At 49.9% G+C, this 21,861-nt stretch carries 17 protein-coding genes and 1 pseudogene; 17 read left to right on the top strand and 1 reads right to left on the bottom strand.

Annotation, left to right across the window (positions count from 1 at the left end):
• Nucleotides 1-323: 323 nt before the first annotated feature.
• Nucleotides 324-1,847 carry an amidophosphoribosyltransferase gene (locus tag DW819_RS15865; protein ID WP_243025476.1) on the bottom strand — a complete coding sequence of 508 codons (1,524 nt, stop codon included), beginning with the start codon at nt 1,845-1,847 and terminating at the stop codon, nt 324-326.
• Between the two features lie 283 nt (nt 1,848-2,130).
• Here DW819_RS15865 and hisZ point away from each other — a divergent pair, with 283 nt between their 5' ends.
• The 17 genes and pseudogenes from hisZ to DW819_RS01135 all read left to right on the top strand — a co-directional run bounded on the left by hisZ (nt 2,131) and on the right by DW819_RS01135 (nt 21,799).
• Entirely contained in the window at nt 2,131-3,411 is a 1,281-nt protein-coding gene (gene hisZ, locus DW819_RS01215) for an ATP phosphoribosyltransferase regulatory subunit (RefSeq protein ID WP_182432535.1), read from the top strand.
• 15 nt (nt 3,412-3,426) lie between these two features.
• Entirely contained in the window at nt 3,427-4,071 is a 645-nt protein-coding gene (gene hisG / locus DW819_RS01210; RefSeq protein ID WP_182432534.1) for an ATP phosphoribosyltransferase, read from the top strand.
• Between the two features lie 6 nt (nt 4,072-4,077).
• Complete coding sequence (gene hisD, locus DW819_RS01205) at nt 4,078-5,367, top strand: histidinol dehydrogenase (protein ID WP_118731695.1); 1,290 nt, start codon at nt 4,078-4,080, stop codon at nt 5,365-5,367.
• A 17-nt stretch (nt 5,368-5,384) separates the two neighbouring features.
• Nucleotides 5,385-5,972, top strand: coding sequence for an imidazoleglycerol-phosphate dehydratase HisB (gene hisB, locus DW819_RS01200; protein ID WP_118731694.1), 588 nt, complete (start codon nt 5,385-5,387; stop codon nt 5,970-5,972).
• 16 nt (nt 5,973-5,988) lie between these two features.
• Nucleotides 5,989-6,714 carry a 1-(5-phosphoribosyl)-5-[(5-phosphoribosylamino)methylideneamino]imidazole-4-carboxamide isomerase gene (gene hisA, locus DW819_RS01195; protein WP_118731693.1) on the top strand — a complete coding sequence of 242 codons (726 nt, stop codon included), beginning with the start codon at nt 5,989-5,991 and terminating at the stop codon, nt 6,712-6,714.
• A 2-nt stretch (nt 6,715-6,716) separates the two neighbouring features.
• Nucleotides 6,717-7,982 carry a bifunctional phosphoribosyl-AMP cyclohydrolase/phosphoribosyl-ATP diphosphatase HisIE gene (hisIE, locus tag DW819_RS01190; RefSeq protein WP_118731692.1) on the top strand — a complete coding sequence of 422 codons (1,266 nt, stop codon included), beginning with the start codon at nt 6,717-6,719 and terminating at the stop codon, nt 7,980-7,982.
• 324 nt (nt 7,983-8,306) lie between these two features.
• Nucleotides 8,307-9,542 (top strand): DUF3798 domain-containing protein, encoded by a 1,236-nt coding sequence (locus DW819_RS01185; RefSeq protein ID WP_118731691.1) that lies wholly within the window; start codon nt 8,307-8,309, stop codon nt 9,540-9,542.
• Between the two features lie 77 nt (nt 9,543-9,619).
• Nucleotides 9,620-11,230: a sugar ABC transporter ATP-binding protein gene (locus DW819_RS01180; RefSeq protein WP_118731690.1), complete on the top strand. Its 1,611-nt coding sequence runs from the start codon at nt 9,620-9,622 to the stop codon at nt 11,228-11,230.
• Nucleotides 11,227-13,092, top strand: coding sequence for an ABC transporter permease (locus DW819_RS15860; RefSeq protein WP_243025474.1), 1,866 nt, complete (start codon nt 11,227-11,229; stop codon nt 13,090-13,092). Before DW819_RS01180 ends, DW819_RS15860 begins: the two co-directional genes overlap by 4 nt.
• Entirely contained in the window at nt 13,085-14,317 is a 1,233-nt protein-coding gene (locus DW819_RS01170) for an ABC transporter permease (protein ID WP_243025472.1), read from the top strand. Before DW819_RS15860 ends, DW819_RS01170 begins: the two co-directional genes overlap by 8 nt.
• A 165-nt stretch (nt 14,318-14,482) precedes the next feature.
• The gene (locus tag DW819_RS01165) at nt 14,483-15,853 is read left to right on the top strand and encodes an MATE family efflux transporter (RefSeq protein ID WP_118731688.1); all 1,371 of its coding nucleotides are present in this window, start codon (nt 14,483-14,485) and stop codon (nt 15,851-15,853) included.
• A 209-nt stretch (nt 15,854-16,062) separates the two neighbouring features.
• A complete protein-coding gene (locus tag DW819_RS01160; RefSeq protein ID WP_118731687.1) occupies nt 16,063-17,433 on the top strand; it encodes a PhoH family protein in 1,371 nt (456 codons plus the stop codon).
• Nucleotides 17,434-17,472: 39 nt separating this feature from the next.
• Nucleotides 17,473-18,135 (top strand): HD domain-containing protein, encoded by a 663-nt coding sequence (locus tag DW819_RS01155; protein ID WP_118731686.1) that lies wholly within the window; start codon nt 17,473-17,475, stop codon nt 18,133-18,135.
• A 118-nt stretch (nt 18,136-18,253) separates the two neighbouring features.
• A complete protein-coding gene (locus tag DW819_RS01150; protein ID WP_118731685.1) occupies nt 18,254-19,981 on the top strand; it encodes a Na/Pi cotransporter family protein in 1,728 nt (575 codons plus the stop codon).
• Nucleotides 19,978-20,376, top strand: a complete 399-nt coding sequence (locus tag DW819_RS01145; protein ID WP_118731684.1) for a substrate-binding domain-containing protein — start codon at nt 19,978-19,980, stop codon at nt 20,374-20,376. Before DW819_RS01150 ends, DW819_RS01145 begins: the two co-directional genes overlap by 4 nt.
• A complete protein-coding gene (locus DW819_RS01140) occupies nt 20,286-20,840 on the top strand; it encodes a substrate-binding domain-containing protein (RefSeq protein ID WP_182432533.1) in 555 nt (184 codons plus the stop codon). Before DW819_RS01145 ends, DW819_RS01140 begins: the two co-directional genes overlap by 91 nt.
• A 35-nt stretch (nt 20,841-20,875) precedes the next feature.
• Nucleotides 20,876-21,799, top strand: a pseudogene (locus tag DW819_RS01135) (ATP-dependent 6-phosphofructokinase).
• Nucleotides 21,800-21,861 lie beyond the last annotated feature (62 nt).

Genomic DNA, 21,861 nt, shown 5'->3' with positions numbered 1-21,861 from the left:
GCTACTATTAAATAAAAGCCGGATTTACAGGCTTTCGTCAGTAACGTTCTGATTGCATTTATTAATATCGTAGAATAACCAGTACAGTAGAAGGTTCGGTCAGACCATACAGAATAAGCAGATGCGTTGGAATTTTCTTCATGAGCGAGCATAGCGCCAGACCGGAGAGCATTGTCTGAGCGTGCAGAGCACGCGAGTTTTGCTCGCAGGTCTGGCAATAGGCGGCGGAGCGAATGAAGTACAAAATTTCACAGCATCTGCTTATTCTGTATGGTCTGACCGAACCTTCGGACCTTATGTGGTTACGTCTGAATATTGCAATTTTATTCCTGTCCGTCCCAGCAGTATGTGCACAGGCATTCCTTTGGCAATCCGATGGATTTCACCAGATCATCTAACCGATGGAATTTGAGAGTTGTGAAGTTTAGGTGTTTTCGGATTTCTTCGACCATCTCCTGGTAGTTCTGGCTGTCCGGGTTGGCGTAGTCGGCGAGGACTTCTTCGGATACGTTGTCTCCCTCCCGGTCGCGGATGATGCGGCGGGTGATCAGGTCCAGTTCGGAGTTGGATCGGGAGAAGTTTAAGTACTTGCATCCGAAGAGAAGCGGCGGGCAAGCCGGGCGGATATGGACTTCTTTGGCGCCGCTCTGATAAAGGAACTCAGTAGTTTCGCCAAGCTGGGTTCCGCGGACAATGGAATCGTCGATGAGGAGCAGGCTCTTGTCGCGGATGAGCGCGCCGACCGGGATCAGCTTCATCTTCGCGATTAAGTTTCTCTGGCTCTGGTTCTGCGGCATGAAGGAACGCGGCCAGGTTGGGGTGTACTTGATGAACGGACGCGCAAACGGGATGCCGGACTCGTTGGCATAGCCGATGGCGTGGGCGATGCCGGAGTCAGGAACACCTGCCACAATATCCGGGTGGATGGTGTCGGTCGGTGCGCTGGATGCGTCCTGCTTGGCAGAAGAGGCAGTTTCAGGAGCCTGGCTGCCGGAACCAGCTGCAGTTTCATGTCCCGGACAGTGGCTGCACCCATGGCATCCGAGATCCCGGTCTGCCAGGATCTGTCCGCAGCGGTAACGCATTTCTTCTACGTTGATTCCTTCATAGCTGGAGGTAGGGTAGCCATAATAAACCCACAGGAAGGAACAGATCTTCATCTCTTTGCGCGGAGCGGAAAGCTGGGTTACACCATCCGCGCTCACGCGAACAATCTCACCTGGTCCCAGTTCATAGCAGTCGTGGTATCCGAGATTGATATAGGCAAAGCTCTCAAAGGAAACACAGCAGGCCTCGTCCTTCTGTCCAACCGTCAGAGGAGTACGTCCATAGCGGTCTCTGGAAGCGTAGATGCCATCCGGGGTCAGGAGGAGAATGGTCATGGAACCCTGGATCATTTCCTGGGCATACAAAAGTCCTTCCACCAGACTCTGCTTCTGATTGATGATGGCTGCAGTCAATTCTGTGGCATTGATGCGTCCGCCACTCATTTCCATGAAATGAATGTGTCCGTTTTTGAAGGCATGATCGATCAGCTCTGCTTCATTGTTGATCTTGCCAACGGTAACGATGGCGTAGCTTCCAAGATGAGAGTGGATCAGAAGCGGCTGCGGCTCATTATCCGAAATGGAGCCAATTCCGGCATTGCCGGAAAGCTCTTCTACATCCCGTTCAAACTTTGTCCGGAACGGGGAATTTTCTATATTATGAATACTCCTCTGAAATCCGTTTTCTCCATAGACGGCCATTCCGCCGCGGCGTGTTCCAAGGTGAGAATGATAGTCTGTACCAAAAAACAGATCCATCACACAGTCGTGTTTTGATACTACTCCAAAAAAACCTCCCATGATTGTTAAACTCCTTCCAATCTGTATGTAATCGTGTCATGTGTGCAAAATACAGATTCAGTGTATCATATATCACTATATTTATACAACTGGAATTATATATAAAAATTACTAATATATATAACCGGAATGTATTTGACGGAGCTAGAATGAGGATTTACAATAAGGTTAAGTGCCAAAACAAAAACAAGATATTGATTGACAATTCAGATACTTTCTCCTATAATTAAAACCACGTTAATGAATTAGCACTTTACCATAACAGAGTATTGGAGACGGGATTATGAACATGAACAACCAGCTACTGCATACCCCGGAGGGTGTGCGTGACATTTATGCGGAGGAATGTGCCAGAAAGTTTGCGGTGGAGCAGAAGATCCAGCATGTGTTCGGCCTTTACGGATATCAGAGCATTGAAACGCCGGTATTTGAGTTTTTTGATATTTTCAAGAAAGAGCGCGGAAGTGTGGGAAGTCAGGGCATGTACAAGTTTTTTGACCGAGACAACAACACCCTGGTGCTCCGTCCGGATATGACACCTCCCATTGCCCGCTGCGTTGCAAAGTATTATATGGATGAGACAAAACCGCTGCGTCTCTGTTATCTTGGGCCGACCTTCATCAATGGAACCAGTTATCAGGGCCGTTTAAAGGAATCCACCCAGACCGGTGCCGAGCTGATCGGAGATGACACAGCAGATGCGGATGCAGAGATGATCGCCATGGTCATTGATGCCTTGCGGGAAACCGGCTTAAAGGAGTTCCAGGTAGAACTTGGCCAGGTGGAATTTTACCGCGGACTGGTGGAGGAATCCGGTATGGACGAGGAGACGCAGGAAAAGCTTCGTATCCTCATCGAAAATAAAAACTATTTTGGCGTGGAGGAGCTTTTATCCGAGCAGACCATGGGTGCGGAATTAAAAAAGCTCTTTCTGAAGCTTCCGGAGCTGTTCGGAGACATTGACCAGATCCGTCTGGCAAAATCCATGACGACCAATGCGCGTGCCCTTGGGGCTATCCGTCGTTTGGAGGAGGTACAGGAGATCCTGGACAGCTACGGTCTTGGGGATTACGTTTCCTATGACCTTGGCATGCTGAGCAAATATTCCTATTATACCGGTATTATTTTCAAGGCCTACACCTACGGAACCGGCGAGTATATTGTGGCAGGCGGCCGGTACGACAAGCTGCTGGAGCAGTTCGGAAAAAAGGCAGCGGCAGTCGGCTTTGCCATCATGGCAGACCAGCTCCTTCTGGCGCTTTCCAGACAGAAGATCCGCATCGATGTCAAAATGAATGACACGATCATCCTGTATGATCAGCAGGCAAGAGATAAGGCAATCCGCCTGGCGTGCCAGTTCCGCAATGCCGGAATCCCGGCACAGCTTACGCCAAGAACGGAGGCGGAGACCATGGACGCATATCTGGATTACGCAAGACGGTTCCAGATGCACCGCCTCATCAGCCTTCCTGCAGATGGCAGTACTGCAGTGGTTTATGATACGGAGACAGGCGTTTCTGTCAGTCAGGCATACACCGAAACTGTTCGGGATTACATTCATTAAAGGAGACTGGCCGTTATGAGATATCTTACATTTGCGCTGGCCAAGGGACGGCTGGCAAATAAATCGCTGGATCTGTTCGAAAAGATCGGCATTACCTGTGAAGAGATGAAGGACAAGGACACAAGAAAGCTGATCTTCACCAATGAGGAACTTGGGTATCGTTTTTTTCTTGCAAAAGCCAATGACGTGCCGACCTATGTAGAGTATGGCGCAGCCGATATCGGCATTGCAGGAAAAGATACAATCCTGGAAGAGGGACGAAAGCTTTACGAGGTGCTGGACTTAAAGCTGGGCAAATGCCGCATGTGTGTGTGCGGTCCCGAATCGGCACGGGAGCTGCTGCAGCACCATGAGCTCATCCGCGTAGCTACCAAGTACCCGGCCATCGCAAAGGATTACTTCTATAATAAAAAACACCAGACAGTGGAAATCATCAAGTTAAACGGTTCCATTGAGCTAGCACCCATCGTTGGCCTTTCCGAGGTCATTGTGGATATCGTAGAGACCGGTTCTACACTGCGGGAAAACGGCCTGACCGTACTGGAAGAAGTCTGCCCGCTTTCCGCACGCATGGTAGTGAATCAGGTCAGCATGAAACGGGAGCATGAGCGTATCACAAAGATCATTCAGCAGTTAAAAAATCTGATCCAGGAGGCATAAGAGACCATGAGAATCGTCAAATTAAATGAACAGAGCAGGGCAAACATCCTTGCAGATTTATTAAAACGTGACCCAAATAACTACAGCGCCTATGAGGACACCGTACAGGCAATCGTGGACGATGTCCGCGCCAGAGGCGATGAAGCCCTTTTTGAATATACAAAAAAATTTGACGGAGCAGAGCTGTCTGCAGACAACATCCGCGTGACTCAGGCTGAGATTCAGGAGGCTCTTTCCCAGGTTGACCCGAGCCTTCTGGCAGTCATGAAGAAATCCATGAAAAACATCCGGGAGTACCATGAAAAACAGAAGCAGTACAGCTGGTTTGACAGCAAGCCGAACGGCACCATCCTCGGGCAGAAGGTAACTGCACTTTCCAGCGTCGGCGTTTATGTGCCTGGCGGCAAAGCTGCTTATCCGTCTTCCGTTCTGATGAATATCATCCCGGCAGAAGTGGCCGGAGTTGAGAAGATCGTCATGGTGACCCCGCCGGGAAAAGACGGCAAGGTCAATCCGGTGACCCTAATCGCGGCACACCTGGCCGGTGCCACTGAGGTTTATAAGGTGGGCGGTGCCCAGGCCATCGCAGCTCTGGCATTTGGTACCAAATCCATTCCGCGTGTCAATAAAATCGTAGGACCGGGCAACATCTTTGTGGCTCTGGCGAAAAAGGCCGTGTATGGCCATGTAAGCATCGACAGCATTGCCGGACCAAGTGAGATCCTGGTACTGGCGGATGAGACTGCAAACCCTCGCTTTGTGGCTGCCGATCTTTTGTCCCAGGCTGAGCATGATGAGCTGGCATCCGCAATTCTGGTTACCACCAGCATGGAGCTGGCAGAAAAAGTATCCGCAGAGGCAGAAGCCTTCGTACAGAAGCTGTCCAGAAAGGCAATCCTGGAGAAATCCCTAGAGAACTACGGCTACATTCTGGTAGCGGATTCCATGGAGGATGCTATTGAGACTGCCAACGCCATTGCTTCCGAGCACCTGGAGATCGTGACAAAGAACCCGTTTGAGGTCATGACCAAGATCCAGAATGCCGGTGCCATCTTTATGGGCGAATACAGCTCTGAGCCGCTGGGTGATTACTTTGCAGGCCCGAACCATGTGCTTCCGACCAACGGAACCGCAAAATTCTTCTCCCCTCTCGGCGTAGACGATTTCATCAAGAAATCCAGCATCATCTATTATTCCAGAGAAGCGCTCGAGGCAGTACACACGGATATCGAAAGCTTTGCAGAGGCAGAGCACCTGACCGCACATGCCAACTCCGTCCGTGTCCGCTTTGAATAAGAGGGAGGAACTGTATTATGGCACGCTGCGCAACGATTGAACGAAATACAAAAGAAACAAAAATCTGCCTGACCCTGGATCTGGACGGAACCGGAAAAGCAGATATCCATACCGGCATTGGCTTTTTTGACCATATGTTAAACGGCTTTGCGCGGCATGGGCTTTTTGATTTAAGTCTCCGGGTGGACGGAGATCTGGAGGTCGATACCCATCATACCATTGAGGATACCGGCATTGTGCTAGGGAAGGCGATCAAAGAGGCTGTGGGAGATAAAAAAGGCATTGTCCGCTACGGTACCATGATCCTTCCCATGGATGAGGCGCTGCTCTTGTGTTCTCTGGATCTTTGCGGACGTCCGTATCTGGTGTATGACTTAAATCTGGACCGGGAAAAGGTGGGCGATCTGGAAACCGAGATGATCCGCGAGTTTTTCTATGCGGTATCTTACGGCGCAGAGATGAACCTGCATGTAAAGCAGTTAAGCGGCATCAACAACCATCATATCATTGAGGGCGCCTTCAAGGCTTTTGCGAAGGCACTGGACAGCGCCACCCGCTATGATGCGCGCATCACAGACGTTCTGTCTACGAAGGGTGTTCTGTAGGAAAGGAGAAATCACAATGCAGTTATATCCGGCAATCGATATGAAGGGCGGAAAATGCGTCCGCCTGACCCAGGGATTATTTGACAACGTAAAAGTATACTCCGATACTCCGGCTGACATGGCAAAGCTCTGGGTCAGCCAGGGGGCATCTTTTCTCCACATTGTGGATCTGGACGGCGCGCTGGCCGGACATTCCGTGAACGAGGATGCCATCCGGGCCATTGCATCCAGCGTTTCCGTTCCGATTGAACTGGGCGGCGGTATCCGCAGCGCAGAGGCGGTAAAAAATATGCTGGACCTCGGCATCACCCGCTGCATCATCGGTACCCGAGCCGTAGAGCGGCCGGAATTTATGAAGGAGCTGGTAGAAACCTTTGGAGCGGACCGCATTGTGGCCGGTGTGGACGCCAAAAACGGTATGGTTGCCGTAGAGGGTTGGGAGAAGGTCAGCAGCCTTTCCGCCCTGGAGCTTTGCCAGCAGATGAAGGAATTTGGCGTAAAGCATATTGTATACACAGATATTTCCAAGGACGGAACCTTAACCGGGCCAAACGTGGAGTACACAAAGCTTCTGACAGAAAAGACCGGTCTGGATGTGATCGCATCCGGAGGAGTATCCTGCATGGACGATCTTGCCCGTCTGCATGACTGCGGTATCAAAGGCGCCATCATCGGAAAAGCATTGTATGAGAAAAAAATCAGCCTGCCGGATGCGGTAGCGCGGTTTGAACAGGGAGAATAGCTATGGCAGAATTTAAACGGTTACTGGCGCAGCTTTGCTGCGATGAAAAACAGGAAGAGGAGCTTCTTTCGTATGCGTCCGCATGCGGCAACGATGGCGCGGATGGCCTGGTATTTGTGGACAATGCAAAAACGGATGAAGAGCATGAATTTCACATCGGACTGATCCGGAAAATGGCAAGAGCCATCGACATTCCGATTTTTGCCGGCGGACGGGTAAAACGTCTGGAGGATGTAAAGAAATATCTTTATGCAGGCGCTAAAGGCGTATTTCTGGATGCCTCTGTCGAGGAAAATGTAGATATGATCAAAGAAGCGGCAGACCGATTCGGCAGCGAGAAGATCTTCATCCGTTTAAATGACGCGGCACAGACAAAACGCATTCCGGAATATGCCCAGCTTGGCGCCTCCATGGCATTTCTGGGAGAGGAAGTACTTCCGGAGGCCGCAGAGGTGATCCGCACCATGGAGGAGCAGATGCACTATTATGTCATGAGCTCATCCGGCGAAACCGAAGCACTCGCAAAAGAACTCAAGGCAGAGCCTGCTGCCGGAATCATTCTGGTAAATGAAAAGCCGGAAAACGGAAATTACATGGAGAAAAAGCAGGAGCTTGGCGCACTTGGCATTTCCGTTGATATTTTAAAGAGCAGCGTTTCCTGGGAAGATTTCAAGAAAAACGCTGACGGCCTGGTTCCGGTCATTGTCCAGGACTTTAAGACCTCGGAGGTTCTGATGCTGGCTTACATGAACGAGCAGGCTTTCACAGACACCCTGCGTACCGGCAAGATGCACTACTACAGCCGCAGCCGTAAGAGCCAGTGGTTAAAGGGGGAAACCTCCGGACATTTCCAGTATGTAAAATCCCTCCATTTAGACTGCGACAATGATACCATCCTGGCAAAGGTTCATCAGATCGGAGCGGCCTGTCATACCGGCTCCAGAAGCTGCTTTTTCCAGACTCTGGCAGAAAAGGACTATCGGGAAACCAACCCGCTTAAGGTATTTGAGGATGTCTTCTCCGTGATCCAGGACCGCAAGATCCATCCGAAGGAAGGCTCCTACACCAACTACCTGTTCGATAAGGGAATTGATAAGATTTTAAAGAAGGTCGGCGAGGAGGCCACCGAGATCGTCATTGCGGCCAAGAACCCGGACTCGGAGGAAATCAAGTATGAGATTTCAGATTTCCTGTATCATGTCATGGTGCTGATGGCGGAGCGCGGAGTGACCTGGGAGGACATTACCGAGGAACTGGCCAACCGTTAGGAATAAACAAAAACACAACATTTGTGCACAAAAAGTGACACACTCATGAGAAAAGTGAGGCAGATTTTCAACATTTTTGGGAATCTGCCTCACTTTTTTCTGTGAAATCTACGGAAACAGGTATACTTTTTATGGTCAAACATAACATTTTTAATAAAATGTACTTGCGTAAATGAGAATACTGTGTTACACTTACAGACAAGTGTAAGCCACAAACGCACACGAAAAAGGTGGGATTTGCACCCGGCGCGCAAAGGGGGAATAAGATTAGCTGCGCGGCCGGAATCAGGGCAGCAAAAGCTGTTAAGGAGAAGGAGGAATACTATGAAAAAGAGAAGACTTATGGCACTGGTAACCGCAGCAGCCATGACAATGGGACTGGCCGGATGCGGCGGCCAAAGCTCGGCAACGGCAACAACCGCAGCACCGGCAGGAGCTGAGAAAACTACAGAGGCCGCTGTGACCGAGGCAGCAGAAGCTGCAAAATCCGAGGGCTCTGACAACTGGAAGGTAGCTATCTTAACCGGTACCGTGTCCCAGGGCGAGGAGGAGTTCCGTGCGGCAGAGCGTGCACTGGAAACCTACGGACCGGAGCACATCGTGACCGCGACTTACCCGGACAACTTCATGTCTGAGATGGAGACCACCGTATCCCAGATCGTATCCTTCGCGTCCGACCCGGATGTAAAGGCTATTGTGATGTGTCAGGCAGTTCCTGGCGCAAAGGCAGGTTTTGACAAAGTTCGTGAGATGGGCCGTGACGACATGCTTCTGATCGCGGGTACTCCGCAGGAAGATCCGGCTGTTATCTCCGCAGCATCTGACATCGTACTGTATTCAGATGAGGCAGCGCAGGGTGATACCATCATGGAGAAATGCGCAGAGTGGGGCATCGATGTATTCGTACATTATTCCTTCCCGCGCCACATGGCTATGGAGCTGATCGTAGCACGTCATGAGCTGCTTAAGAAGAACGCAGAGGCTCTTGGCATCGAAATGGTAGACGTTACCGCTCCGGATCCGACTGCAGAGGCAGGTCTTTCCGCTTCCCAGCAGTTCATTCTGGAAGATGTTCCGCAGCAGTTAAAGAAATACGAGGGCAAGAAAGTAGCTTTCTTCACCACCAACTGTGGTATGCAGCCGTCTCTTCAGACCGCGTGCCTGGATGAGCCGAATGCTTATTATCCGCAGCCGTGCTGCCCGAGCCCGTATCATGCATTCCCGGCTACTCTGGGTCTGGAACTTGCAATCGGCGGCGATGACACCGAGGCATTAGAGCAGATCGCGGCTAAGCTGAAAGAGCATGACGCAGTGGACCGCTTCTCTACCTGGGCATCTCCGGTCGCTATGACCATCATTGAGGTTGGTGTGGAATACGCAAAGGGTTATATCACCGGCGAGATCACAGACCATAATGATTCCGAGAAACTGAAGGAGCTGTTCAACTCCAAGATTGACGGTGCCAAGATCAATAACTACAAGAACGCGGACGGCGAGGAATTTGACAACTATTACACAATTCTCCTTGCTCCGGTTGATTTTAACGATTACTTAAAGTAAAAGACTGAAATCTGCAGACAGGCATACCCTATTGATTTCGGGTGTGCCTGTTTCTATCTTAGAGAAAGGGGCTTTTCATGAACACAGAATATGTTCTTGAGATGAAAAACATTAGTAAGCAGTATGGGGAAAACGCAGTCCTTCAAGGCGTTTCCCTCTCTGTGAAAAAAGGTGAGATCCATGCGCTCCTTGGAGAGAACGGTGCGGGTAAATCCACGCTGATGAACGTGCTGTTCGGTATGCCGGTCATCCACAGCACCGGCGGATTTGAGGGAAGCGTCTATTTAAACGGTGAGGAGACGCGCATCCTTTCCCCCCACGATGCCATGGAAAAGGGCATCGGCATGGTACACCAGGAGTTCATGCTGCTCCCGGGCTTTACCATCACGGAGAATATTAAACTGAACCGTGAAATCTGCCGTCCGAATCCAGTTAGCCGCGTTTTGGGCAAGAACCTGGAAGGACTGGACATGAAGGCCATGCAGACAGATGCGCGCACCGCGCTGGATCATGTGGGCATGTCCATCGACGAAAACACCCTGGTACAGGGTCTCCCGGTCGGCTATATGCAGTTTGTGGAGATTGCAAGAGAGATTGATAAGACCGGCGTGAAGCTTCTGGTATTCGACGAGCCGACCGCTGTTTTAACCGAGAGTGAGGCAGCACAGCTTATCTCCGTGATGAAGAAGATTGCGGAGAGCGGCATTGCCATTATCTTTATCACACATCGTCTGGATGAGGTTATGGCTGCTTCCAACAACATTACCATTCTCCGTGATGGAAAGCTGGTGGCAACCCGCGAGACAAAGAATACCAGCATCCGTGAGATCGCGGAGCTGATGGTAGGACGCAAGGGTGAGTCCATGGCCGAGGTAGAACCGCGTCCGGTGCCGCAGGGCAAGGTTGCCATGAGCATCAAAGACCTTTACGTCAATATGCCGGGCGAACGCGTGAACGGCCTGTCGCTGGATGTCATCGAGGGCGAGATTCTGGGGATCGGCGGACTGGCCGGTCAGGGAAAACTTGGCATCTCCAACGGCATCATGGGCCTTTATGAGGTAGAAGGCGAGGTTACCCTGTTTGGAGAAAAGCTGAACCTCATGGATACCCGGGAAGTACTGAAGGCCGGTGTGGCCATGGTATCGGAGGACCGGAAAGGCGTGGGCCTGCTTCTGGACCGTTCCATTGAAGACAACATCGTGTTCAATTCCATGCAGATCAAAGATGAGTATCTGAAAAAGATTGGACCGTTTACCCTGGTAGACAGCAGGAAGGTCCGCCAGACTGCCGAGGAGTATATCAAGAGCCTGGATATCCGCTGCTTTGGACCGACCCAGCACTCCGGCACCTTATCCGGCGGCAACCAGCAGAAGGTCTGCATCGCAAAAGCCCTCTGCACCTCCCCGAAATTCCTGTTCGTATCTGAGCCGACCCGAGGCATCGACATCGGTGCGAAAAAGCTGGTGCTGGAAACCCTGGTGCGCTTAAACAGGGAGCTTGGCATGACGGTGGTCATCATTTCTTCCGAGCTTCAGGAGCTTAAGAGTGTGTCTGACCGCATTGCCATCGTATCAGAAGGAAAGCTGGTAGACATCCTGTCTCCGCAGGCTTCTGACGCGGATTACGGTCTGGCCATGTCCGGCATCCGGCCATCTGAACATCTGGAAAAGGAGGGAACGAACGCATGACGAAACAGAAGATACAGAAAATGATTGCGGTTCTCTGCATTGCGGCTGCTGCCGTCTGTCTGCTACTTGGCCTGATCAACATACCAAAGCAGAACGGGGCAGCCGGCCAGGAAATCCTGCAGCAGCTCCGCATCCAGACCCTTTTAAGCGCGACCGGTGACAGCGTGGTAGAGAGCTATGTAGCCATTGCCAAGCAGGAGGCCCAGAAACAGGCCAAGGAAGCCGGCGGCGGCATGGCAGCCATCCGTGAGGCAGTAGAGAAGGCCGAGGCCGAGACCCGTGCGAAGTACGAGGGCGGCGCAGCGGCAGATTCCCTGTCTGTGGAAACGGCAGACCTTTCTGCGGCAGTGGATGTTTACACAGAAGCTGTAAAGGCCTATGCGGAAGCAGAGGCTGCTGCGCGCAGCACCTATGAGGAAGCGCATTACGCAGAGGCGGAAGCGGCTCTGGAACAGAAGCATGAGGAAATGCTGGCAGCCGGACAGGAAGTTCCGGAGGACGACGAAGTTGTTGTGGATATGTCCGGCTTTGAGCCGACAGAGGAAATGCTTGTAAAGCAGGAGGAAGCGAAAACAACCTACGCCCAGGTGGGAGCGGAGTTGAAGAAAATCTACCCGGTCCTGACGGATGAGGCGCTGGAAACTCTGGAAGAGACGGTAGAGGGAATCCTGTACCAGTCCGGTGACAGCTTCTCCACCCAGTATGACCGTTATATGGAGCAGAGCAGCGCGAAGGAGACCACTGCGCAGCGTCTGATCCGCCGTGCAGACGATATGATCTATCTGGCATGTGCCCTGATTGTCGTGGCACTTCTGTTATTATTCCATCAGGTTCTGGTGGCAAAGCTGGGTATTCCAAGAGTCATCATCGGCGTATTCTTTATCCTGCTGTGCTTTATGACCCTGTGGTATGACCTGTCCTTGTCTACCCTGTTAAGCAATACTGTGGTCCGCATGGGCATGAACGCCATCATGGTTCTGGCTATGGTGCCGGGTATCCAGTGCGGCATCAGCTTAAACCTGGGCCTTCCGATCGGTCTGGTAGCAGGACTCATCGGCGGCCTGTTGACCATTGAGCTTGGCATCCCGGGATGGGGCGGCTTCATATTTGCCATTGTGGCAGGCTCTGTACTGGCTGCAGTCTGCGGATACTTATACGCCCTGATGTTAAACCGTCTGAAAGGTTCCGAGATGTCCGTTACTACATACGTTGGATTTTCCATCGTTTCCCTGATGTGTATCGCATGGCTGGTGCTTCCGTTCCATTCCCTGAAGCTGCGCTGGCCGCTGGGAACCGGACTGCGTAATACCATTGGCCTGGATTCAACAAACTTCCGTCACATCTTAAATGATTTTCTGGCATTCCAGATCGGAGAGTTTACCATTCCGACCGGCCTGCTGCTCTTCATGGCAGTCTGCTGCGCGCTGGTATGGCTGTTCTCCAGAAGCAAGACCGGACAGGCCATGCAGGCTGTGGGCAACAACCCGCGCTTTGCTGAATCCGTCGGCATCAACGTAGACCGCATGCGTATTGTAGGAACCGTTCTTTCCACCGTGCTGGGCGCTGTGGGAATTCTGGTATACTCCCAGAGCTACGGCTTCATGCAGCTTTACACCGCACCGCGCCAGATGGGCTTTATCGCCGCATCCGCAATCCTGATCGGAGGCGCATCCACCACCCGCTGTAAGATCAGCCACGTTCTGATCGGTACGTTCTTATTCCAGGGCGTTCTGACGCTGGGCATGCCGGTAGCCAACGTGCTGGTTCCGGGTTCCACCATCTCAGAGACCCTTCGTATCCTGATCTCCAACGGAATCATTCTATATGCGCTTACAAAGTCAGGAGGTGAGTCTCGTGCGTAATAAATGGGATCTTCGTGAAATTCTGCAGAAAAATGCGGTTACCGTGATGTTCGTCGTACTGTGCCTCATCGGTCTGGTATGCTCCGGACAGACGGTTTCTTATGTGATGTATGAGCTGTTTGGACGTTTAAGCCGAAACTCCTTTATTGTTCTGGCTCTGATCATTCCGATCATTGCCGGCATGGGAATCAACTTTGCCATCACCATCGGCGCCATGGCGGCCCAGATCGCGGCGCTGTGGGTCATTGAGTGGGGCATCAGCGGCCTTGCCGGATTCCTGACTGCCATGGCCATCACCATGCCGATCGCAGCCTTCTTCGGTTTCCTTATCGGTAAGCTGATGAACAAGATGAAAGGCCAGGAGATGATCGGCGGCCTGATTCTCGGCTATTTCGCCAACGGACTGTATCAGCTGTTATTCCTGTTCATTTTCGGAAACCTGATTCCGTTAAAGGCACCGGGCCTGGTCATCAAGGGTTCCACCGGTGTGGCAAATACCATTGACCTTTCCACTGAGCGCGGCTTCAAATACGCGCTGGACGGATTGTGTCGCGTACCCTTTGGCACTGCAGCACTGATCCTCTGCGGACTGATTGCTGTGTGGAGCCTGGTGAAGCTTGCCACAAAGAAGGAAGACAAAAAGAAAGCGCTGACCCGCACCGGCATCTGTGTGGCAGTTGCCATCATTGCGCAGCTTCCATTCGTGACTGCGGCATTTTCCATGGTCAGCGTACCGATGGTCACCTTCCTGATCGTGGCACTGTTATGCGTGTTCAACAACGCGATCATGAAAACCCGCATCGGACAGCAGTTCCGCGCAGTCGGTCAGAACCGTACCGTGGCGAACGCAGCCGGCATCAACGTAGACCGTGTCCGCGTGATCGCCATCATCATTTCCACCGTGCTGGCCGGATGGGGACAGCTCATCTTCGTACAGAATATGGGTTCCTTCCAGACCTACGGTGCCCATGAGCAGGTCGGCCTTTACGCAGGCGCGGCAATCCTGGTAGGCGGCGCTTCCATTAAGAAAGCAACCAATGGGCAGGCGCTTCTCGGCTGTATCCTGTTCCACCTCTTATTCATCGTTGCACCGTCCGCCGGAAAAAATCTGTTCGGTGACGCGGCCATCGGTGAGTACTTCCGTGTATTCATTTCCTACGGTGTCATTGCACTGGCCCTGGTTATCTATGCATGGGGAGATATCAAAAAGAAAAAAGCAAAATAAAAGAATCACATGGATTGGGCATGGCGCAATCGTTTGATTGATGATATAATGTAACGAGCGCAAGAGAGCCGGAAACGTGCTGGCACGGTTATGGCGAACGGCGAGGCAATCGAGTGACAACATCAGGAGATTGTCTGACATTACGACTCGACAGGAGATATTATCATGGAACAGACGAAAGAAACACATGACCAGTACTATGAAATGGCCCATGCGCCGGTAGGACGCGTGATCTCGAAGCTGGCCGTTCCGACCATCATCAGCATGCTGGTGACTTCCATCTACAACATGGCGGATACTTTTTTTGTAAGTCAGCTCGGGACCAGCGCCTCCGGTGCCGTGGGCATTATTTTTTCTGCCATGGCCATCATCCAGGCATTATCCTTTATGATCGGCATTGGCTCCGGCAACTACATTGCCAGACTGATCGGTGCCGGAAACCGAGAACTGGCGGAGAAGCTTGCCTCCATCGGTTTTTTTACCGGCTTCGGCATGGGACTTGTCATTACCGTGCTTGGCACGGCCAATATCCATGCGCTGGTTATGATGTTGGGATCTACCGTGACCATCGCGCCTTACGCAGAAGCCTATGCTTCCTACATTTTACTTGCGGCACCGTTTATGATGACATCCTTTATCATGAACAATATCCTGCGTTTCCAGGGGAAAGCCCTTTTTGCCATGGTCGGCATTACCACCGGCGGTATTTTAAACATTGTCCTGGATCCGGTTTTTATTTTCGGCATGGATATGGGAACGGCAGGAGCGGCGCTGGCTACCGGAATCTCGCAGTTTGTCAGCTTCTGCATTCTGCTTGCCATGTGCAACCTTCGCAAGGACTGCATTTCGATTGATATCCGAAAGTTCCGCCCAACGCTCAGACTCTATGGACAAATTCTATACGGCGGCATAGCATCCTTGGGACGTCAGGGCATTGCCAGCGTAGCAACGATCATCATGAATATCATGGCGCAGCCCTACGGTGACGCAGCGATTGCAGCCATGTCCATTGTCAACCGGTTTATGATGTTTGTCGGCTCTGCCATGATCGGTTTTGGACAGGGGTTCCAGCCGGTCTGCAGCTATTGTTTCGGAGCAGGCATGTACAGACGTGTGAAAGAGGCCTGTGTGTTCTGTATTAAGGTCAGTACAGCCGTTCTTTTGGTATTTGCCGTGATCGGCCTTATATTTTCCGGCAATATTGTGGCAGTATTCCGCAAGGATGATATGGATGTGATCCGGATCGGTACACTGGCTCTCCGCCTGCAGCTTTGCACGCTGCCGCTCATGGGTATCACTGTTATGGGCAATATGACACCGCAGTCCATGGGATATGGCACCTGGGCTACAGTGGTCTCCACCGCAAGACAGGGGTGGTTTCTGATCCCACTGCTTCTGATCCTGACACCGGCCATCGGCATTCTTGGTATCCAGATCGCACAGCCGTTAGCTGACATCGGAACCACGATCCTGGCAATCTGGATTCTTCGTTTGATTTTTAAAGACTTGCTGCTGAAAGAAGAAATGTCTGAATAGAAGAGGGTGTGTAAAATATCAGATATCTGGATCATCAGGCCAGCGCACTGAACGCAAAAAAATGAAAAGTCATTGTAAAACAGAATTTGTAAAACTGTTTTGCAATGGCTTTTTTTGCTGTTTTTACATAAATTTTAACTGGATAGAATTTAAACCTCATATTTTACCGTTATACTTCCTGTATACAAAAAGAGAGGGTGATCCAAAACATGAAATGTTACGTGCTTGATACCAATGTTTTAATCCAGACTCCGGCTTCAATGGATGTCTTTGAAGAAAATCAGATTGTTATTCCGCTTGTCGTAGTGGAAGAGCTGGATCGTTTGAAAACAGCAGAAGGTGAAAAGGGCGCAAACGCCAGAAAAGCAATCCGCAGGTTAGAAAATCTTTGTCAGACAGGAAATCTTCTGGAAGGAGTTATGTTAGAAAATGGCGGGAGCCTGCGAATTGAAAAAAACTTTATTGATGTGCAGCTTCCGCCTGAGCTTCCTGATAATATGGCAGATAACCGGATTCTGCAAGTATGCCTCGGACTGACCAAAAACCAGGATATTCCGGTCACACTTGTTACAAAGGATATCCTGCTTCGTTTAAAAGCACAGCTGGTTGGACTTTCTGCCCAGGATTTTATGGCAGAACAAGTGGAAGAACATGAAAAGCAGTACCATGGCCGTACCGAGGCCTATGTTCCGGAGGAATTGTTCAAGGACTTTAAAAAGAAGGGAATCCCCTGCGATTATGCATATTCCGGCAACCCGGACGGAACAAAACAGCCTGTAACGTTTTTTGAAAATCAATTTGTTACGATTCATGCGGATCAGTCCGCTAAAAAAACACATCTGGCGCGTGTCGAGGGGGACAATTTGAAAAAGCTGGATTATCGAAAGACGAAACCCTATGGAATTTCCCCACGCAATACCGGACAGTATTTTTTGCAGGAAGCACTGATGCAGCCTGCTGAGAAAGCACCGCTTGTGATTGTAAAAGGAGTAGCTGGTACCAGTAAGACATTTTATTCGCTTGCCGTCGGACTGGAAAAACTGTTGAATCATCCGACAGGAGAATACCGCAGAATTTTGATCTGCCGGCCGAATGTCCAGTTTGACTCCGATATTGGCTTTCTTCCCGGCGATGAGCAGGAAAAAATTTCTCCTCTGATGCGTCCGATCATGGATAATCTGGAACAGCTGATTGATTCAAATGAAGAAGAGCGTTACAAAGATGAGTTGGAGCTTCAGGGAAAAATAGAGGAATTATTTGAGCGCGGGCTCATCCAGACGGAAGCCCTTAATTTTCTTCGGGGCCGCTCCATTGAAAAAACCTATCTGATCATTGATGAAGCACAAAATGCCACCCCAAACCAGATAAAAGGAATTATCACACGTGCTGGAAGAGGTACAAAGCTGATTCTCCTTGGAGATTCCAATCAGATTGACCGGCCATTTTTAGATGAACGGACAAATGGATTATCTTATGCGTCGGAACATATGAAGGGCAGTCCGCTTTGCTGGCAGATTACCATGGATATGGAAGAATGTGAACGGTCAGAGCTTGCCCTGGATGCATGCAAACGTCTGTAACGCATTTGAAAAGGAAAAAAAGAAGGAAGAAAAATCTACATGAAACCAGATATTACAGAAATCCGAAAAGACAGAGAAATTAATTTACTGATTGAAAAGGGAAATGAGGTTCTCCGGGAGCTTGGCTATACGGAACATTCGCGGAAACACGCGGCAAAAGCGGCGGAGACCGCCGGTATGATTTTAAAAGAGCTGGGATACAAAAAGAGAACCATTGAACTGGCAAAAATTGCCGGATATATGCATGATATTGGCAATAGTGTAAACCGTCACGACCATGCGCACAGCGGAGCAATTCTGGCTTACGGAATCTTAAAAGAACGCAATATGGAGCTGGAACAGATCCTTACGGTCACTGCTGCCATCGGACATCATGATGAGGGCACCGGAACGGCCATCGATCCGGTCTCAGCCGCTTTGATCCTTGCTGATAAAACAGATGTCAGAAGAAACCGGGTACAGAATCCCAACAAAGCCAAATTCGATATCCACGACCGTGTAAATTATGCGGCACTTTCTTCCAGTCTTAAAATTGACCGGGAAAAGCGTCTGATCCAGATGAATCTGGAATTGGATGATTCCATCTGCAGCCTGATGGATTATTTTGAGATTTTTCTTGAGCGCATGATCATGTGCAAAAGGGCCGCGGAGTGTCTGGGATGCCGTTTCCGCCTGGTGGCAAATGAAAGCAAGCTTTGCTGATTTTACATGGATTTAACATTCTCTTAACTGCGGCGCGGTAGAGAAATCCATGCTTCTGGTATATGCTGAAAAGGATGAGTAAATGAATTTTCGAGTATGTACAAAGGAGAAGGAAAACATGAATGAAAACGTAAAGATCTTTTTTGGCCTCATCGGTGGTCTTGCCCTGTTTTTATATGGCATGAACAGCATGAGTGACGCGCTTCAGAAGGCCGCTGGAGAGGGAATGAAAAAGATACTCAGCTTTCTTACCAGAAATGCAGTGATGGGAGCTCTGGCAGGAGCATTGGTAACTGCAGTTTTACAGAGCAGCTCCGCCACCACTGTCATGGTGATCGGATTTGTCAGTGCTGGCCTGATGAGTCTTCCTCAGGCCATTTCCGTTATTTTCGGTGCCAATATCGGTACGACCATGACGGCCCAGCTGATGGCATTTAAGATCAGCAATTATATTTATCCGATTATTTTTATTGGTTTTCTTCTGAATTTTGTCAGCAAAAAAGAAAAAATTAAAAATATCGGTATGGTTATTTTCTCTTTCGGACTGCTTTTTGAAGGTATAGAAATTATGGGTACTGTTATGAAACCACTTGCCAGCAGTCCGTTTTTTGTAGACATGATGGGGAAGGTTTCCCATATTCCGGTTCTTGGTGTTTTGCTTGGTGCAGGCATGACGCTTGTTGTACAGAGCAGTTCCGCAACCATCGCTGTTCTTCAGAATTTCGCATCTCAGGCCGGTCCGGATGGAATAACCAGTGTCATTGGACTCACCGGAGCGATTCCGATCCTTCTGGGTGATAACATCGGTACCACGATCACCGCCCTTCTTGCTTCAATCGGCCAGTCCAAAAACGCAAAAAGAACTGCATTGGCTCACAGCGTTTTTAATATTACGGGAAGTATTGTATTTTTATTTATGATTCCGGTACTGGCGGCTTTTGTACGTTTTATTTCTCCAAAAGGGCCGGAGCTGGACGTGATTTCCAGACAGATCGCAAATGCGCATACGACCTTCAATATTGTCTGCACTCTGATATGGCTTCCGTTAATCCCGGTTATGGTAAAGATCGTCACCTGTCTGGTGCGCGGGCAGGATCAGCAGGAGCGCCAGACCTTTGAACCGCAATTCCTGGAAAACCGTGTGCTGACACAGCCTGCAGCGGCTCTGTATCTGGTTTCTGAGGAGATCAAGCGTGTGTCTGATTTTACCAAGCAGATGATGGAGAGCATGAAGCTTGCATTTGTGGGAAAAGAACCACTGGCAGCGTATCAGGATTTTAAAGAGATGCATTTTGCGGTGAAGAAGCTTCAGGAACAGATTGGCGGTTATATTGTAAAAATGTTTGCCAGCGGTACTCTGACCGAACAGCAGTCCGAACAGGCAGCAGGTCTGCTTTACATCAACAACAACATTGACCGTATTGCTGATCGCTGCAAGGAAATCGGTACGGTGGCTGAATTTTCCCAGGAGCATGGCGGCGTCTTTTCCGCAGAGGCCCTGCATGAGCTGGAGACAGGGATCGGAACACTGAAAAATCTGTTTGTGACTGCCATGCAGGCTCTGGAAAATGGAGATAAGGATATTGTAGCAAAAGTATCCAAGGATAAAAACAAAATCCGTAAGCTTCAGAAGCAGAATAACAAGGCTCATATGGCACGTATCAAGAAAAATACCTGTTCTTCCGATCTGACCATGCAGTATTCTAATATGCTCTACAATATTGACCGTATTGCAGACAACTGTGTCAGCATTTCCGAGGAGGCAATGGATAACATCTCCTTCCAGAAATTGTATCAGAACAATGCTGAACAGGATCAGTATAAAACAGGAGGCACAGCAGAATGAGACGGACAGACAGCATCGCATCGCTTCTGGCAATAGCCGGAATTGCCCTGCTTCTTGACGGATGCCGGCAACAGACTGAACTGCCGGATCTGTCCGGCCTTGGAGCTATTACCACCATTTCCAGGGAAGACGGTTCCGGAACAAAAGCGGAATTTGAAAATCTGATCCATCTGCAGCAAAATGCTTCTGATACAGAAGCGGATTCCACGGAAAATGTGATAAACCAGATTTCAGCTTCCAAAGGCGCAATTGGTTATGCAGCATTCAGTTCTGTAAAGGATATAAAAAAACGAAGATTCTTTCCGTGGAGGGAATTCAGCCGTCAGCAGACACGATCAAAAACGGAACCTATCCGCTGTGCAGGGAGTATTTACTGGCTTACACCGGTGAGCTGAGTGAGGCCGAATCGGATTTTCTTGCCTATATCAAAACGGCAGGGCAGCAGATTGTAGAACAGTTTTGTGTCCCGGCAGGAAAAACAAATACCTTTCTTTCAGACCAGTCATCTGGAACCATCCGGATAAACGGTTCTTCTTCAGCAGCTCCGATTCTGACATCACTTGCAGAGGATTATCAGAAATATAATAAGCACGTGCAGATCCTGATCGAGACAACCGATTCCACCTCCGGTCTGAATGCAGCCTTAGAGGGCTCCTGCGATCTGGCTATGACTTCCCGCTCGCTGAAGGATTACGAAAAAGAGCTTTTGAACACCCAGGTCATCGGGAAAGATGCTATTGCGATCCTGGTACAGGCAGAGAATCCGGTGCAAAATTTATCAGAAGAGCAAATCCTCAAAATTTACGAGAAAACTTATAAAAACTGGAGTGAAATACAAAGAAAAAAATCGGAATCCTGACCAGCGGCGGCGACTGCCAGAGCTTAAATGCGGCTATGCGCGGAGTTGCCAAGGCGCTGTATGAAAAAGAAGCCGAGATTGAGATTTATGGAATTTTAGATGGCTATAAGGGCCTGATCTATGGAAACAGAAAAAAGATGAAGCCTTCCGATTTTTCCGGGATCCTGACGATTGGCGGAACCATTCTCGGAACCTCAAGACAACCCTTTAAGCAGATGCATGTTCCGGATGAGCAGGGGCTGGATAAGGTCAAGGCCATGAAGAATCATTACCGCAAATGGAAGCTGGACTGTCTTGTGATCCTTGGCGGAAACGGAACGCACAAGACTGCCAACCTGTTAAAGCAGGAAGGCCTCAACGTGGTTACCCTTCCCAAAACCATCGATAATGATATCTGGGGAACTGACATGATGTTTGGTTTTCACAGTGCCCTGGATATCGCAACACATGCTATTGACTGCATCCATACGACGGCAGCTTCCCACAGCCGGATCTTTATTGTGGAAGTGATGGGACATAAAACAGGATGGCTTACCCTTCATGCCTGAATTGCCGGAGGAGCCGATGTCATTCTTTTGCCGGAATTGCCCTATGATATCCACAAGGTAGCCGATGCGCTGAAACAGCGTACGGAGAGCGGAAAGCATTTTTCCATTCTGGCCGTGTCGGAAGGCGCAATCTCCAAAGAAGATGCAGCCCTGACCAAGAGGGAATACAAAAAGAAAAAATCCAGAAATACTTATCCATCCATTGCATATGACCGGGTTCTGGCATCACGTCTTGGCTCCTTTGCTGCTCAGCTGATCCTGGAAGAACAATATGGATTTATGGTAGCTTTACGGGATGGCAAGCTGGTTGCAGTGCCGCTGGAGGAAGTAAGCGGCAAGCTGAAAACAGTACCGCCAGAGCATGAAATGATCGCACAGGCAAAGGAGATAGGGATTTGCTTTGGAAACTGATCGGAAAAATCTATTGTTACATAGTAAAACACGGGAGGCATCCCGTAACAACAGGAGGCATT

Origin of the sequence: Clostridium sp. AM33-3 (assembly GCF_003480315.1) — a bacterium.
Taxonomy (GTDB): domain Bacteria; phylum Bacillota; class Clostridia; order Lachnospirales; family Lachnospiraceae; genus Brotaphodocola.
This window is presented reverse-complemented; position numbering and strand designations above follow the sequence as displayed.